Source organism: Clostridium sp. Marseille-QA1073 (assembly GCF_054863625.1).
Genome location: NZ_JBSVQM010000003.1, coordinates 161,263 through 176,442, shown reverse-complemented (window position 1 = coordinate 176,442; position 15,180 = coordinate 161,263). Strand labels below are relative to the sequence as shown.

General features: G+C 30.1%; 12 protein-coding genes. All 12 read left to right on the top strand.

Going from position 1 to position 15,180, the window contains the following annotated elements:
- Positions 1-179 precede the first annotated feature (179 nt).
- The 12 genes from codY (at position 180) to ACY1IQ_RS04005 (ending at position 15,125) form a co-directional block, all read left to right on the top strand.
- On the top strand, positions 180-953 hold the full coding sequence (gene codY / locus ACY1IQ_RS04060; RefSeq protein WP_461612760.1) for a GTP-sensing pleiotropic transcriptional regulator CodY: 774 nt from the start codon (positions 180-182) through the stop codon (positions 951-953).
- Positions 954-1,391: 438 nt separating this feature from the next.
- A complete protein-coding gene (gene rpsB, locus ACY1IQ_RS04055; protein ID WP_461612759.1) occupies positions 1,392-2,093 on the top strand; it encodes a 30S ribosomal protein S2 in 702 nt (233 codons plus the stop codon).
- Positions 2,094-2,223: 130 nt separating this feature from the next.
- Positions 2,224-3,141 carry a translation elongation factor Ts gene (gene tsf, locus ACY1IQ_RS04050; RefSeq protein ID WP_461612758.1) on the top strand — a complete coding sequence of 306 codons (918 nt, stop codon included), beginning with the start codon at positions 2,224-2,226 and terminating at the stop codon, positions 3,139-3,141.
- Positions 3,142-3,238: 97 nt separating this feature from the next.
- On the top strand, positions 3,239-3,970 hold the full coding sequence (pyrH, locus tag ACY1IQ_RS04045) for a UMP kinase (protein ID WP_461612757.1): 732 nt from the start codon (positions 3,239-3,241) through the stop codon (positions 3,968-3,970).
- 14 nt (positions 3,971-3,984) lie between these two features.
- The gene (gene frr / locus ACY1IQ_RS04040; protein WP_461612756.1) at positions 3,985-4,542 is read left to right on the top strand and encodes a ribosome recycling factor; all 558 of its coding nucleotides are present in this window, start codon (positions 3,985-3,987) and stop codon (positions 4,540-4,542) included.
- Between the two features lie 211 nt (positions 4,543-4,753).
- Positions 4,754-5,512 carry an isoprenyl transferase gene (locus tag ACY1IQ_RS04035; protein ID WP_461612755.1) on the top strand — a complete coding sequence of 253 codons (759 nt, stop codon included), beginning with the start codon at positions 4,754-4,756 and terminating at the stop codon, positions 5,510-5,512.
- A gap of 16 nt (positions 5,513-5,528) precedes the next feature.
- Positions 5,529-6,326 (top strand): phosphatidate cytidylyltransferase, encoded by a 798-nt coding sequence (locus tag ACY1IQ_RS04030; RefSeq protein ID WP_461612754.1) that lies wholly within the window; start codon positions 5,529-5,531, stop codon positions 6,324-6,326.
- A 2-nt stretch (positions 6,327-6,328) separates the two neighbouring features.
- Positions 6,329-7,327, top strand: coding sequence for an AI-2E family transporter (locus ACY1IQ_RS04025; RefSeq protein WP_461612753.1), 999 nt, complete (start codon positions 6,329-6,331; stop codon positions 7,325-7,327).
- A gap of 181 nt (positions 7,328-7,508) precedes the next feature.
- Entirely contained in the window at positions 7,509-8,666 is a 1,158-nt protein-coding gene (locus tag ACY1IQ_RS04020) for a 1-deoxy-D-xylulose-5-phosphate reductoisomerase (protein ID WP_461612752.1), read from the top strand.
- Positions 8,667-8,678: 12 nt separating this feature from the next.
- Positions 8,679-9,716, top strand: coding sequence for an RIP metalloprotease RseP (rseP, locus tag ACY1IQ_RS04015; RefSeq protein WP_461612751.1), 1,038 nt, complete (start codon positions 8,679-8,681; stop codon positions 9,714-9,716).
- A gap of 11 nt (positions 9,717-9,727) precedes the next feature.
- A complete protein-coding gene (gene ispG, locus ACY1IQ_RS04010) occupies positions 9,728-10,777 on the top strand; it encodes a flavodoxin-dependent (E)-4-hydroxy-3-methylbut-2-enyl-diphosphate synthase (protein WP_461612750.1) in 1,050 nt (349 codons plus the stop codon).
- Between the two features lie 19 nt (positions 10,778-10,796).
- The gene (locus ACY1IQ_RS04005) at positions 10,797-15,125 is read left to right on the top strand and encodes a PolC-type DNA polymerase III (protein WP_461612749.1); all 4,329 of its coding nucleotides are present in this window, start codon (positions 10,797-10,799) and stop codon (positions 15,123-15,125) included.
- The last annotated feature ends 55 nt before the right edge of the window (positions 15,126-15,180 follow it).

Here is a 15,180-nt window from a genome sequence, read left to right as displayed (position 1 = left end):
AGTTTTATGATATTATAGTCTAGGGAAGAAACAATTCTAAAAATTTAAAATTTTGATGACGATTTTTAGATAAGTTTTAAAGTGACAACTTTATATCTTTAAATGAGATTTCTTAGGTGTAGTTAGTAACAAGATATATACTCAATTTAATGTAATGAATTTGGTAAGGAGGAGTAGAAGTGTCGCTATTAGATAAAACAAGAAAACTAAATAAAATATTGCAAAAATCAGGTACTGAGCCAGTAGTATTTGATGATATCTGCAATTTATTAAGCGAAGTATTACAGTGTAATGTTTATATAATTAGTAGAAAAGGAAAAATACTAGGCTTTAATTTTGCAGCTGGGTTTGAATGTGATACAGTCAAAGATCAAGTTGTTAAAAATATGAGGTTCCCAGAAGATTACAATGAGAGATTACTGAGCGTTGAGGAAACTAGAGCAAACCTTTCAAGCAAAGGAATATGTGTGTTTGAAGATGAAAAAGAATGTGGGATAGAAGGAAAACTTTCCACTATAGTTCCGATAAACGGAAATAGGGAAAGATTAGGAACATTACTTCTTGCAAGATTTAATAAAGAATTCACAGAGGAAGATTTAGTATTAGCTGAATATAGTGCAACCATAGTTGGTATGGAAATATTAAGAGCTAAAAATGAAGAAATTGAAGAAGAAGCTAGAAAAAAAGCTATAGTTCAATTAGCAATAGGAACTTTATCTTACTCAGAATTAGAAGCAGTTGAACATATATTCAATGAATTAGATGGTACTGAAGGATTACTTGTAGCATCTAAAATAGCTGATAAAGTTGGTATTACAAGATCAGTTATAGTAAATGCATTAAGAAAGTTTGAAAGTGCTGGAGTTATTGAATCAAGATCATTAGGTATGAAAGGAACACATATAAAGATACTTAATGATAAGTTAATTGAAGAGTTAAACAAACTTAAATAGATTAATAAAAATAGAGCATACACTTTTGCTCTATTTTTATGCTTTTAAAGAGATAAATGTTTTATAAGTTGTCACTTAATAAGTATACAGAGTATATATTTTGAATAATGAATTTTATAATATGAATATTACTTATAAAAAATGGAAAACTTAATATTAAAATATAAATTTCCAATTTTGATATATTTTAATATTAAGTATATTGAAATGGAAAATATATTCTGAGAAGAATTATTAGAATTTTGAATAAAGTTAATATTAATTTATTTACATATAAGATTTATAAGCTATAAATTTTATATTGAATAGTAATTATAATTATGTTATACTACACAAGTGAGAAAATACACACATTACTGTATTTGTGAAAAGGTGCCTAAATTTAGGTCTTTCATGAACATGAAGGTAATGGAGGTAAAACCAAGGAGGTATATTAAAATGGCAGTTATTTCAATGAAACAATTATTAGAAGCAGGTGTACATTTCGGACACCAAACAAGAAGATGGAACCCTAAAATGGCTCCATATATATTCACAGAAAGAAATGGAATATATATTATCGACTTACAAAAAACAGTTAAGAAAATTGACGAAGCATATGATTTCTTAAAATCTATTGCAGAAGAAGGAAAAGACGTTCTATTTGTAGGAACTAAAAAACAAGCTCAAGAAGCTATACAAGAAGAAGCGGTTAGATCTGGAATGCATTTTGTTAACAATAGATGGTTAGGTGGAATGTTAACTAACTTCAGAACTATTAAAACTAGAATAGGCAGATTAGAAGAATTAGATAAAATGGAAGAAGATGGAATATTTGATGTTCTTCCAAAGAAAGAAGTTATAAAGCTTAAAAATGAAAGAGAAAAACTAGAGAAAAACTTAGGTGGAATCAGAAATATGGATGCAAACAAAATTGGTGCATTATTTGTGGTTGACCCTAGAAAAGAAAGAAATGCTATATCAGAAGCAAAAATATTAGGAATACCAGTTATAGCTATAGTTGACACTAACTGTGATCCAGATGAAGTTGACTATGTAATACCAGGAAATGATGATGCTATAAGAGCTGTAAAACTAATAACTGAAAGATTATCAGATGCTATAATTGAAGCTAGACAAGGTGAGCAATTAGCTGAATAATTTCTATATTATTTACCTTGACTTTAACATCTGTAATTAAGATGTATGAGCATATAAATTTTTAAGGTAGGTGAGAGAAGAAATTCTTTTCATTTACCTTTTAAATTAATTATGAAGAGGAGGAATAACAATGATAACTGCGAGCATGGTTAAAGAGCTTAGAGAAAGAACTGGTGCAGGAATGATGGACTGCAAAAAAGCTCTAAATGAAACAAACGGAGATATGGATAAAGCTATCGAAATATTAAGAGAGAAAGGATTAGCTGCTGCTGCTAAAAAAGCTGGAAGAATAGCTGCAGAAGGACTAGTTGTAACTTATATATCTGAAGATATGAAAAAAGGTGCAGTAGTTGAAGTTAACTGTGAAACAGACTTCGTTGCTGCTAATGAAGAATTTAAATCATTAGCTGACAATATAGCTAAACAAATAGTTGAATCAAATGTTAGTACAGTAGAAGAACTATTAGAAGAAAAATACATAGCTGATAATGGAAAAACAATTAAAGAAGTATTAACTGCATTAATAGCAAAAATTGGTGAGAATATGTCTGTAAGAAGATTTGAAAGATTTTCTATAGACAATGGACTAATTCAAAGTTATATCCATGGTGGTGGAAGAATAGGCGTTTTAGTTGAGTTAGCTTGTGAAAAACAAGATGCTACTTTAGCTCAAGTTGCTAAAGATGTTGCAATGCAAGTTGCTGCTGCTAACCCATTATTCTTAGATAAAAACTCAGTAAATCAAGAAACTTTAGAAAAAGAAAAAGAAATATATAGAGTTCAAGCTTTAAATGAAGGAAAGCCAGAAAATATAGTTGATAAAATGGTTATGGGAAGAGTAAGTAAATACTTAAAAGAAGTTTGCTTAGTAGACCAAATTTGGGTTAAAAACTCTGATTATACTATAACTAAATATCTTCAAGAAGAATCTAAGAAAATTGGAGCAGATATAAAAGTTACAAGATTCACTAGATTCGAAAGAGGAGAAGGAATCGAGAAAAAAGAAGATAACTTTGCTGAAGAAGTTCAAAAAATGCAAGGTAAATAATTAAAATTAAAGAGAACCCTGTGTTCTCTTTTTTTCAAATATCTTGTAATTATACAAAATTATGATGTAAATATAATAAATTGGAGGTATAATATATATGGAGGCTGCGAGATACAAAAGAGTTATGCTTAAACTTTCAGGTGAGGCTTTAGCTGCAGATAAAGGATATGGAATAGATTTTGAGGTAGCTAATAAAATAGCATTACAGATTAAGAAATTAGTAGAGATGGGAGTAGAAGTTGGTGCAGTTGTTGGTGGCGGAAATATTTGGCGCGGAAGAAGTGGCGAGAGTATGGATAGGACAACAGCGGACTATATGGGAATGCTAGCAACTTGTATAAATGCATTAGCACTTCAAGATTCCTTAGAAAGCGTAGGAGTACATACTAGAGTTCAAACTGCTATTGAAATGAGAGAGGTTGCTGAGCCTTTTATAAGAAGGAGAGCAATGAGACACCTAGAAAAAGGTAGAGTAGTAATATTTGCAGCAGGCACTGGAAATCCATATTTCTCCACAGATACTACAGCAGCATTAAGAGCAGCTGAGATCGAAGCAGAGGTAATTTTGTTAGCGAAAAAAGTAGATGGTGTATACGATAAAGATCCACATAAGCATTCAGATGCTGTAAAATTTAATAATCTTAACTATATAGATGTACTAGAGAAAGGATTACAAGTTATGGATTCTACGGCTACATCGCTATGTATGGACAATAATATTCCAATATTAGTATTTGGATTAGATGAGCCAGAAAATATAATTAGAGCGATTAAAGGTGAAAAAATTGGTACTCTAGTATCTTCTGATACATGTAAAGGCCAAGTTTAAATGGAGGTAATTCTATGGTAAAAGAAATTATTAAGACTACTGACGAAAAAATGAACAAGACTATATCAGTATTAAAAAACGAATTAAGTTCAATGAAAGCTGGTAGAGCAAACCCTAAAATGCTTGATAGAATTGAGATTGAGTGCTATGGTAGCATGATGCCATTAAATCAAGTTGCTGGTGTATCTGCTCCAGAACCAAGGGTTCTTTTAATTCAACCATGGGATAAAGGTTCAATAAAGGAAATTGAAAAAGCAATCTTAAAATCAGACTTAGGTCTAAATCCTTCAAATGATGGTTCTGTTATAAGATTGGTAATACCAGAACTTACTGAAGAAACAAGAAGAAACCTTGTTAAATCTATTAAAAAAGTTGGAGAAGAAGCTAAAGTTGCTGTAAGAGCTATTAGAAGAGATGCAAATGATAAGATAAAAGCTCTTAAAAAGGACAACGAAATTAGCGAAGATGAAGCTAAGAAAGCAGAAGAAAATATACAAAAAGAAACTGATAAGTTTGTTAAGGAAATAGATAAAGTTCTTGAAGCTAAAGAAAAGGAAGTTATGTCAGTTTAATTATATTATTAATAAAACCTGCATTTTTGCAGGTTTTATTAATAATATTAAAAACTTTAAATATATAACTTATTTTATTGTAATACATATAATTTTTACTAATAATAGAATTAGGTATCTTTAAAAAATAAGTTAGTCTGTTTTCATATTTAACTGGTTAATTTATATTGATGCCTTAATTAGCTAAAGCAAATGGAATGGAGAGATAAGATTGCTAGGATTTTTTAAGAAGAAAAGAAGTGAAAAAGAAAAAGCTGAATTAGATTTAGAGAGAATGCCTATACATATTGCAATTATAATGGATGGTAATGGAAGATGGGCAAAACAAAAAGGTCTTCCAAGAGTTATGGGTCATAGAGAAGGAATGAAAAGTATAAGAAGAATTGTAGATGAATGTGATAGTTTAGGAGTAAAATTTTTAACACTTTATGCTTTTTCTACGGAAAATTGGAAAAGACCTGAAGAAGAAGTATCTGCACTTATGAATTTAATTGTAGAATTTTTAAATAAAGAATTAGATGATTTATGTAAAAACAATGTAATTTTTAACACCATTGGAGATGTTACAAAGTTACCAAAAATTTGTCAAGATACTATAGATAATGCAAAGATGAAAACTAAGAATAATACTGGGTTAACTTTGAATATAGCATTAAATTATGGTGGTCGTGATGAAATAATATTGGCAGTTAAAAACATTTGTAATGAAGTAAAAAATGAAAAATTAAGCATTTCATCTATAAATGAAAAGCTATTTTCAAATTATTTATATACAAAAGGTATGCCAGATCCTGATTTAATAATAAGACCAAGTGGAGAACAAAGACTAAGCAATTATCTTTTGTGGCAAAGTGCTTATTCAGAGTTTTGGTATTCTGATATAAAATGGCCTGATTTTAAAGAAGAAGATTTACATAAAGCTATATTGGATTTCCAAAATAGAAATAGAAGATTTGGTGGGGTAAAGTAACAAAGGGGGATTAAAAATGGATAAGCGATATATTGGTGCTGCAATAATTGCACCCTCATTATTAATATTCTTTATTGGTGGTATTTACCTTAAATATTTTGTAATGCTTTTAGCTTTACTCGGACTATATGAATTTTATAGGACAGCAAAAAAATGTGATATAAAACCAATAGCTATAGTAGGTTATGCCCTTTGTTTAGTGCATTTTATTACCTTAAAATCTACATTAGATTTAGAACTATTTTTTTATGTACTAATAATTGCAGTATTTTTATTACTTTGTGTTCCTGTTATTAAAACGGATTATAATTTTATTGATGTAGCAGTAACCATATTTGGATACTTATATGTAGCTGTATTCTTTAGTTTTATAGTATTAATTGAAAATAAAATACATGGAAGCTACTTAATATGGTTAATATTTATATCATCTTGGGGATGTGATACCTTAGCGTATTATAGTGGTAAATATTTAGGAAAACATAAGCTAATTCCTAAAGTTAGCCCTAAAAAGACTATAGAGGGATCTATAGGTGGGCTTTTAGGAAGCATAATAGGATGTACCTTATATGGCTATGTGATTAGTAAATATGGAGTTAATATTTCAATATATAATTATGTTATCATAGGAACATTAGGAGGTATATTTGGTCAATTTGGAGATTTAGTGGCATCTTCTATAAAAAGATATGCAAAGGTTAAAGATTATAGTAACCTTATCCCTGGACATGGAGGGATATTAGATAGATTTGATAGCATACTTTTCGTATCAGTTATAATATACTATTATATAACAATTTTTATGGGGATTTAGGAGTGAAATATAAAGAAATAATTTATTCAGCTATATTACTTATAGTATTTATAATTTTAAGTATACTAATGACTAGTTATATTCAGCCTATAGTAGTAACTATAGGACTATTAATACTGTCATTACCCATACACAAAGTAATAACAAAAAATAATATATTTAATTCAAAAACTAGTGCAGTAATTAGCTTGATATTTGTTAATGGATTTTTATTTATAATTATATTGTTTATAGGAAATTTTTTATTTACTCATATAAGAGGTTTTATTAGAAATCAATATGAGGGATTTATTGTGGATTTTGTTAATATGTATAATAGAATTATACCATTTAATAAAATTGATACTTTTACTATAAAAGAGGGATTAAAGGGAGTTTTTCATAATGTATTTAATAGTGGATTTTTAACTAAAGGAGCAGTATATACTACCGATCAGATATTAACATACTTTATAGGTAATATTACTGCTTACTTTATTTTATCTGATACGATTTCTATTTGTAATTTTCTAAAAAAGATAATTACAGAAGAAAATTATTATATACTATGTGAAAAAAGTAGTGAAGTAAAAAAATTATTTAAGATATTATTTCTATCTGTAGGCGTAAATACAATTATAACTATAGCAGGATTTTCAGCATTATCAGTAGAAAATTCTGTAGTTCTTGGAATAGTATGTGGATTATTAGATATAATTCCTTATGTAGGGATATTTATGATTTTCATACCATTGTTTGTATATTATATAATGATAAGACAATATATTATTGCATTTGGTATCATATTATTATATATTTTGCTTATGGTTAATACTCAAATGATACAAACTAAATTTATGAGCAATAAGCTTCAAATTCATCCTCTTCCTATGGTTCTAGCTCTTTACATAGGAATGAAAAATTTTGGATTGGTAGGAATGATTATGGGGCCATTATATGTTATAACAGTAAATGAATTTATATTAAGGCATCTTCAACAAAATAATAACGCAGTATGTTAGCCTATTTTCTATCATACTGCGTTGTCAGAACCTGACCATAGCCCAACTATGATCAGAACCTGACGCCTTGTCTGATATAAAATATGCTAACATCTTTGGATTATTATTTTATATCAGATGCCTTAAACCTAAATTTGATAAAATTTATGGTGTTAAATAGATTTATGAAGGAGAGATTGTTTTGAAGAACATAAGTATATTAGGGGTTACAGGTTCTATAGGAACACAGACCCTAGAAGTAATTAGAAAAAGTAATAATGAGTTTAAAGTAGTAGGAATATCCGCTAATACCAGCTGTGATAAAGTAATAGATATAATTAAAGAATTTAATCCTAAATATGTTGCTATGATGGATCACGATAGTTATGTAAAGATAAAGGATTATTGTAAAGAAAATAGTTTAAAAGTTGAAGTTTATGAAGGACTAGAAGGGTTAAATAGAATTTCTACTTTAGATGATGTGGAAGTGGTAGTTACTTCTGTAGTAGGAATGATAGGTCTCGTACCTACAATAAATGCTATAAGGGCTAAGAAAGATATTGCACTTGCAAATAAAGAAACTCTTGTGGTGGCTGGAGAAATTGTAATGAAAGAAGCAAAAGAAAACGGGGTAAAGATACTGCCTGTTGATTCTGAGCATTGTGCTGTATTTCAATCTCTTCAAGGAAATAATCCTAAATCATTAAATAAAATAATACTTACTGGTTCTGGTGGACCTTTTAGAGGGAAAAAAAGAGAGGAACTTATCAATATAAGCCCAGAGCAAGCGCTAAAACATCCTAAGTGGAATATGGGTAGAAAGATATCTATAGATTCTTCTACATTAGTTAATAAAGGTTTAGAGGTAATAGAGGCACATTATCTGTTTGATATGCCATATAAAGACATAGAAGTAGTTATACATCCTGAGACTATAATTCATTCAATGGTAGAGTATGTAGATGGTAGTGTTATAGCTCAATTAGGTAATACAGATATGAAATTACCTATACAATATGCATTAAATTATCCTGATAGAAAAACTTCCATAACAGAAAAACTAGACTTTTATACTTTAGGAACATTAACTTTCGAAAAACCTGACATGGATACTTTTGGATGTTTAAAACTGGCATATGAGGCAGGAGAAAAAAGTGGTAATATGCCTGCAGTTATGAATGCCTCTAATGAAGTAGCTGTAGAACTATTTTTAAAAGGGGATATAGAATATCTTCAAATAGAAAAAATTATAAGAGAATGCATGGAAAATTTTCAGTACATAGAAAAGCCTACTTTAGAAGAAGTAATAGACATAGATAGTAAAGTAAGGCATTATGTAATAGAAAAATATAAGTTATAAGGGGTGATTTTTATGGGAGCAATGCTTCAAAATATTTCTTATGTAGTTATGGGACTTTTAGCCTTTGGACTACTTATAGTGGGCCATGAATTTGGTCATTTTATACTTGCAAAATTAAATGATGTTAGAGTTGATGAATTTTCTATTGGTATGGGACCAAAGCTTTTTGGAATAAAAGGAAAAGAAACTGAGTATATGATAAAAGCTCTTCCTATAGGTGGATATGTAAAAATGTATGGAGAAGAAGATGATGTTACTACTTCAGATTCTAGAGCCTATGCAAATAAAAGTTCTTGGCAGAAGCTTTCAATAGTATCTGCAGGACCAATAATGAATATTATTATTGCTATAATATTATTCTCTTTAGTAGGAAAAGTTCAAGGATTTCAAATTCCTACAGTAGATAGAATAGAACAAAATACTCCAGCATATATTGCAGGGATAAGATCAGGAGATATTATCAAGGAAGTTAATGGCAACAAAATTGTAACATGGGATGATTTTGTAACTAATATTATCACAGGAAAAGGTGAAGAAGTAACTATAACTATTGAGAGAGACGGTATAGTTGAAAATTATAAGGTTAAGCCAGAGTTTAATAAAGAAAAAAATCAGTATTTAGTAGGTATTGGAGGAGCTTTTAAAAAGCCAACTTTTACTGAATCAGTAAAATATGGTGTGGATCAAACTTTAAGTATGGCAAAACAGACTTTTAAATTCTTTGGTCAACTATTTCAGGGTAAAATATCTAAAGATGATGTAGGTGGCCCTATAACCATAATAAAAGTTACAGGAAAGGTTGCGAAAGCAGGACTAACTACATTAATGTTTTTTATTGCATATCTAAGTGTGCAATTGGCTATATTTAATATAATTCCTTTTCCAGCATTAGATGGTGGATGGATTATGTTATTATTACTTCAAATAATCACTCGAAAGGAATTTAATAAAGAAAAGGTTGCAACAATAAACTATTATGGTTTCATGATATTAATGGCCCTTATGGTGATAGTGCTGATAAAAGATATAGTTAGCCCTGTACAGTTTTAGGAGTGAAAGTTATGGATAGAAAAGTTACAAGAAAGATAAAAATAGGAAATACCTATATTGGTGGAGATGCAAAAATATCTGTACAGTCTATGACTAATACAGATACTAGAGATGTTAATTCCACTGTAGAGCAAATCTTGAGATTAGAAAAGGCTGGTTGTGATATTGTTAGATGTGCAGTACCAGATATGGAGGCAGCGGAAGCTATAAAGGAAATAGTAAAGAAAATTAACATACCATTAGTAGCAGATATACATTTCGATTATAGATTAGCTTTAAAATCCATTGAAAATGGAGTTTCTAAGCTTAGAATCAATCCAGGCAACATCGGTAGTGAAGAAAAAGTTAGAGAAGTAGTAAGGGCTTCTAAGGAAAGAGGTATTCCTATAAGGATTGGAGTAAATTCTGGTTCTCTTGAAAAATCCTTACTTCAGAAATATGCTAAACCATGTCCAGAAGCATTAGTAGAAAGTGCTTTAGGTCATGTAAGAATTCTTGAAGATATGGATTTTCATGATATAGTAATTTCAATTAAGTCTTCTGATGTATTACAAATGATTGAAAGCTACAAAATGATTTCAAGTAAAGTTAACTACCCTCTTCACTTAGGGGTAACAGAGTCAGGAACTCCTTGGAGGGGAACTATAAAATCTAGCGTAGGTATAGGATCATTATTAACTGAAGGAATTGGAGATACTATAAGAGTATCTATAACTGGAGATGTTGAGGAAGAGGTTAAAGTAGGAAGAGAGATTTTAAAATCTTTAGGTTATATAAATGAAGGTGTAAAATTTGTATCCTGTCCTACTTGTGGGAGAACTGAGATTGATTTAATAGGTATTGCAAATGAGGTAGAAAAAAGATTAGCAAATTTAAATAAAAATATTAAGGTAGCAGTAATGGGCTGTGTAGTAAATGGACCGGGAGAAGCTAGAGAGGCTGATATAGGCATTGCAGGTGGAAAAGGTCAGGGCCTTATATTTAAAAAAGGTGAAATTATAAAAAAAGTTAAAGAAAGTGAGTTAGTTGAGGAACTCATGAAGGAAATAGAAAAACTTTAAGACTAGGAGGCAAAGGAATATGAACGTAAGCCTAGTTGATATTTTAAAGAATCATTTAAATGAAGATGAAGAAATATGCCAATATGATATTAAGGTACTGAGAGTTCAGTACCTTAAAAAAAGCGGAAAATTGAGGATACACATTAAAGGCAATAGCAGTGTAAAAGAAGAAAATAAACCAAGAGTAGAAAAACTCCTAAAAAACATTTTACCTTCCTTTAATGACTTAGAATTTATATGGTATATAGATATAAAATCTGCTAATCTTGAAGAGATTTGTTCTATGTATTGGACTGATGTTGTTGCGGCTGTAACCTCAAAAAGTCCAGCTCTAAGAACAGTACTTTTAAATTGCAAAAAAACAGTGGAAGATGATACTTTAATTATATTTATTTCAAATAGATTTATTTGTGATTTACTATGTAATAAAAATATGGAACATAATCTTAGGACTACTCTTAAAGAAGTATATGGCATAAATGCTAGTGTTAAAGTTCAATATGATACTGATAAAAAATTTGACTATTTTAAAGAAAAAGAAAAAGAAAATATTAACATAATTCAAGAAGTTATGAAAGACAAACCTATGACAGTATCTAAGGAAAATTCAAAACCTAAATCCTCATCAAGTTCAAATCAAGGAGGATACAAAAAAAATAGATTTGAAAGTACTAAAACAGATATTAAAGACGAAAATGTTATTGTTGGTAGACATGTAAATGGCGAAATAACTCCTATCGAAGAATTAGATCAAACTTCAGGATTTGTTTCTATCTGTGGGGATGTATTTAAGGTAGAGATTATTGAAACCAAAACTGGAAGGATAATTCCTACTTTTTATGTAACGGATTATACAAGTTCTATAACTATAAAATGTTTTTTAAAGAATCAAGAGCTTGAAAGGTTACAGGAAAATCTAAAGGTAGGACTTTATTGTAAAGTTAGTGGTGAAGTTATATATGATACTTATGCTAGAGAGATAGTTATAATGGGTAAGCATATAGTTAAGATGCATAAAATTGAAAGAAATGACACTAGTGAAGAAAAAAGAGTAGAATTGCATGCTCATACTACTATGAGCGCCATGGATGGAGTGACTTCTGCGTCAAAATTAATTGAAACCGCAGCTAAATGGGGACATAGTGCTATTGCTATAACAGATCATGGAGTGGCACAAGCTTTTCCAGAAGCTATGGATGCTGCAAAAAAGAATGATATAAAGGTTATATATGGAATGGAAGGCTATTTAGTAGATGATGGAGTTCCAATTGTTTTAAATGGAGAAGGAAGAACACTAGATGATAGTTTTGTGGTGTTTGATATAGAGACTACAGGATTTTCTAGTGAGAATGATAGTATTATAGAAATTGGTGCTGTAAAGATAGAAAATGGGAAAATTATAGATAGATTTAATGAATTTGTAAACCCTAATAGAGCTATTCCTTATGAAATAACAGAACTCACAGGTATTAATAACGACATGGTCAAAGATGCTGAGGATATAACCTCTATACTTCCTAAGTTCATGGATTTTATAGGTGATAGTATAATAGCTGCACATAATGCTTCCTTTGATACATCATTTATAATGAAAAATTGTAAAAGATTAGGATTAGAATTTAAAAACCCGATAATGGACACAATACCATTAGCAAAGTTTTTATTTCCAGACCTAAAAAGATATAAGCTAAATGTGATATGTAAGCACATAGGTATATCTTTAGAAAATCATCATAGAGCAGTAGATGATGCTAAGGCAACCGCAGAGATAGTTTTGCATTGCTTTAACATGCTTAGAGAAAGGGATATATTAGATATTAATTCTTTAAATAGCGAATTTTTAGGAAGTTTTGATATAAAAAAAGCAATGACATACCATATAATTATATTGGCGAAAACTCAAGAAGGTCTTAAAAATTTATATAAGCTTATATCCTATTCTAATTTAGAGCATTTCTACAGAAGACCAAGAATACCTAAAAGTCTTATTGAAAAATATAGAGAAGGGCTTATTATAGGTTCTGCCTGTGAAGCAGGTCAAATATATAGAGAAGTACTTCAAGGAAAATCTGTAGAGGAAATGGAGAATATAGTAAAGCTTTATGATTATTTAGAAATACAGCCCATAGATAATAATAGATTTTTAATACAAAATGGAAATGTTAAAAATGAAGAAGAACTTAGGAGTATAAACAAGAAAATTTGTGATTTAGGAGAAAAATATAATAAACCTGTGGTAGCCACAGGGGATGTTCATTTTCTAAATCCTACAGATGAGGTATTTAGAAGAATATTAATGGCGGGTCAAGGATTTTCCGATGCGGATAATCAAGCTCCGTTGTATTTAAAAACTACTAATGAGATGCTTAAGGAATTTTCCTATTTAGGAGAAGAAAAAGCACGAGAGGTTGTAATAGTAAATCCTAATAAAATATCCGATGAAGTTCAAGCTGTAAAACCTATACCAGATGAAACCTATCCTCCTAAAATAGAAGGTGCAGAAGATGATATAAGAAATATGACTATGAAAAAGGTTCATTCTATATATGGAGAAAATTTACCAGAAGTTATTCAAAAAAGGTTAGATAAAGAACTTAATTCTATAATAAATAATGGGTATGCAGTACTTTATTTAATTGCCCATAAGCTTGTTGCTAAGTCTATAGCTGATGGATATTTGGTTGGTTCTAGGGGATCTGTTGGTTCTTCATTTGTTGCAACTATGACAGATATAACAGAAGTAAATGGTCTTCCACCGCATTATGTATGCCCTAATTGTAAACATAGTGAATTTTTTATGGATGGATCTGTAGCTTCAGGAGTAGACCTTCCAGATAAAAATTGTGAAAAATGTGGTACTGTCTACAATAAAGATGGGCATGATATACCATTTGAAACTTTCTTAGGATTTGAAGGGGATAAAGAACCAGATATAGACCTTAACTTTTCTGGAGATAACCAAGGTGATATTCATAAATATACAGAAGTTCTTTTTGGAGAAGGATATACCTTTAAGGCAGGTACTATAGGTACTATTGCAGAAAAAACTGCCTATGGATTTGTTAAGAAATATTTAGATGGAAAAGGAAAGTATGCAACATCAGCTGAAATTGAAAGGCTCACATTAGGATGTACAGGAGTTAAGAGAACTACGGGACAGCATCCAGGCGGTATAATGGTTGTACCTAATGATAATGAAATATTTAATTTCTGTCCAATTCAACGTCCCGCAGATGATTCTACATCAGATATAATAACTACTCACTTTGATTATCATTCTATAAGTGGTAGGTTATTAAAATTAGATATACTTGGTCACGATGATCCTACAGTGCTTAGAATGCTACAGGATATAACTGGACTTGATCCTAAGACTATACCACTTTCAGATCCTAAAGTTATAAGTATATTTACTTCTACGGAAGCTTTAGGCTTAACTAAAGAAGAGTTAGGATGTGAAGTAGGTAGCTATGGGATACCGGAATTTGGTACAAAATTTGTTAGACAAATGCTTATAGATACACAGCCTAAGACATTTTCTGATCTAGTGAGAATTTCAGGACTTTCTCATGGTACAGATGTATGGCTTAATAATGCTCAATACTATATTAAGGAAGGATATACAACACTTAAAGATTGTATAGCTACAAGAGATGACATTATGGTATATCTAATATATAAAGGACTTCCTCCTAAGACTGCATTTACTATAATGGAAAAAGTTAGAAAGGGTAAAGGGCTTTCAGAGGAGCATGAAAAAATAATGAGAGAGCATGATGTGCCAGATTGGTATATAGGATCTTGTAAAAAAATTAAGTACATGTTTCCTAAAGGCCATGCGGCGGCCTATGTTATGATGGCAGTTAGAATAGCTTATTATAAAGTGTATTATCCTAAAGCTTACTATGCAACCTATTTCACTGTAAGAGCAGACGATTTTGATGGAGATATAGTAATTAAAGGGGAAGAAGCTATGAAGGCTAAGATGGACGAGATAAACGCTTTGGGAAATAATGTAGGACCTAAAGAAAAAGGACTACTCACCATATTAGAATTATCTTACGAAATGTATAAAAGAGGTATAAAATTCTTACCAGTGGATATATATAAATCTGATGCTACTAAATTTACCATAGAAGGAGAACTGGTTAGAATTCCTATTAGTGGACTTCAAGGTGTTGGGCAGAATGCAGCTAAGAGTATTATGGAAGCTAGAGCTGATGGAGAATTTATCTCCAAAGAAGATTTACGAATTAGAAGTAAAGTTTCTAAAACAGTAATTGAAGCCTTAGATAATCATGGTGCTTTGGAAGGCTTACCAGAAACTAATCAATTATGCTTATTTTAAGATGGCAATTTACTTGAAATTAAGCTTAAACTATGATATAATTTTGGTTAGTTTA

Coding starts and splice junctions, on each gene's coding strand:
- rpsB (WP_461612759.1), top strand. CDS start 1,392: ATGGCAGTTATTTCAATGAAACAATTATTAGAAGCAGGTGTACATTTC.
- tsf (WP_461612758.1), top strand. CDS start 2,224: ATGATAACTGCGAGCATGGTTAAAGAGCTTAGAGAAAGAACTGGTGCA.
- pyrH (WP_461612757.1), top strand. CDS start 3,239: ATGGAGGCTGCGAGATACAAAAGAGTTATGCTTAAACTTTCAGGTGAG.
- frr (WP_461612756.1), top strand. CDS start 3,985: ATGGTAAAAGAAATTATTAAGACTACTGACGAAAAAATGAACAAGACT.
- ACY1IQ_RS04030 (WP_461612754.1), top strand. CDS start 5,529: ATGGATAAGCGATATATTGGTGCTGCAATAATTGCACCCTCATTATTA.
- rseP (WP_461612751.1), top strand. CDS start 8,679: ATGGGAGCAATGCTTCAAAATATTTCTTATGTAGTTATGGGACTTTTA.
- ispG (WP_461612750.1), top strand. CDS start 9,728: ATGGATAGAAAAGTTACAAGAAAGATAAAAATAGGAAATACCTATATT.
- ACY1IQ_RS04005 (WP_461612749.1), top strand. CDS start 10,797: ATGAACGTAAGCCTAGTTGATATTTTAAAGAATCATTTAAATGAAGAT.